Here is a 2,015-nt window from a genome sequence, read left to right on the forward strand (position 1 = left end):
ATTTGAAATATTTTCAATTCTTTCCAGATTTATTTCTTTTAGATTGGAATCTACTTCCGCCAGATCTATCGCTATTATATCAGAATTAATATTTTCAGAAATAAAACGATCAATTTCATCAGTTACAAGAGTCAATTTTTTGGTGTTCACGGTTCCCAGTTTTGCCTGAATTAACCCTTCATTATATTGAGAATTTATCAATTGTGGTAAAATTTCGTTTCCTTCTAAAAAGAACCAGAGATTTGCCACTCCTTCGCGGGTTTCGGGAATGCAATAACTGTCATTCATCACATCGTTCATTTCACAAATCAGGCCGGCAATCGATTGCGGACTGTGTATATCCGGCAGACTTTTCAAGTATTTTTCTAATTTTATCATTTCTTTTAATACAGCGGGTTCTTGCAAATCGCCTTTCACTAAAATCTGGATAGGAATGGAACCACCAAGTTTTGATTCCATCATATCTTCTGCCTGACGAATTTCACTATCCTTCTCGAAGTAATCCACCATATTTACTTCTCTGCTAATATTAAAGATCGAGAAGATTCCGACAGCAAAAATAATGAAACCGATAATCAGAATTAAAATTTTTCTTTTTAGGATTAATCTGCTTAAACCGGTCATAAAACGATTCATTAAAGTCGGTTCAAGAGATTCCTTCTTTGCTTTGATTTTGGGAGCCGGCATAAATGACAGAAGAGCAGGCAAAAAAGTTATGGCAACAAGATAGGCGAACATAACACCAATTGCCGTGAAAATTCCAAATTCTTTGATAATTGTCAGATTGGAAACGAAAAACGCTAAAAATCCGATAGATGTTGTCAATCCTGCCAAGAAAATCGGCACACCGACTTCGCTGATAGTGTATTTGATGGCTTCGATTTTATTATCACATTTGCGGATATCTTCCAGGTATTTGTTTACCAGGTGAATTCCGTAAGCACTGCCGATAGCGATCAGCAAGATAGGCATTCCGTCAGAAGCGATTGTCAGTTTGATCCCAAACAATGACATTAATCCTAAACCCCAGGTTGTGCTAATTATCACTGTTGCGAGTGGCAATATCACACCGCGCTTACTGCGAAAACTAATTGCCAAAGTTATGATCAATAAAAGAAGCACAACTGGAAGTAATTTGATAACATCGGAATTAATGACATCTGTCAGGAAAATCATCTGGAAGGGAATACCGGCAAAATATAGTTTTTCATTTCCTTTTGTGGACAGAACAAATTCTTTCATTTCTCGCCCAACAGCAATTCTATCAACATCTTCTTTTAATCTGGCGATTATAACTGCAATAGTGCCATCATCAGAAACGATATTTCCACGATACATCTCTTTAGATAATGTGTAATTCTTGATACTTTTAAGTTCATTTTTTTCAGATGGAATATGGCGATCGTCAACCAATTTTCCAACTTCCAGTCCATCGTCAATTTTCTTAATATCGATAACATCAGTAAGACTAATTACATAAGATATTTCCGGCATTTCTTTGAATTTTTGTGTTATTAAATTTACACGATTCAATGTTTCAGGATTGAAAACATCATCTGTTTCCAAAGCGATCATTGCTAGAGAATTACCACCAAATTTATCTCCAACTTCATTGAATAAAACCACATTCGGATCGTCCTGCGGCAAATATTCCAGGATGTCGCTGTTAATTTTCAGTTTTGTTAATTGTAATGCCATAAATACTGTTATAATGATAGTTCCAATTATAATCGGAACACGATATTTCAATACCAGTTCTGCGAATTTTCTCATTGATTTAACTCCTGTTCATTTTCGAATTTTTTAATAAAACATCTTCTTCTTTTATGCAGACTTTGATAATAGAATTCATCTTATATTTACATTACCATACATTAAGTCAATTGATAAAGTCCATAACACTGATGTATCGACCACTGCTCCGACAACTCCTCTTATTGCAAACTTTATGAAATTTCGCAGCATATTAATTCACTAATTCGGGCATTAGTTTTTCTTTATTGAACATTATGATA

The 2,015-nt window shown here is 34.6% G+C and carries 1 protein-coding gene; it reads right to left on the reverse strand.

The features are described 5' to 3' along the window. Window positions 1-1,773: hypothetical protein (locus ENL20_11280; GenBank protein HHE39134.1), on the reverse strand; the 1,773-nt coding region annotated here is incomplete at its 3' end. Between the last annotated feature and the right edge of the window lie 242 nt (window positions 1,774-2,015).

The sequence above is a fragment of the Candidatus Cloacimonadota bacterium genome (genome assembly GCA_011372345.1).
Taxonomy (GTDB): domain Bacteria; phylum Cloacimonadota; class Cloacimonadia; order Cloacimonadales; family TCS61; genus DRTC01.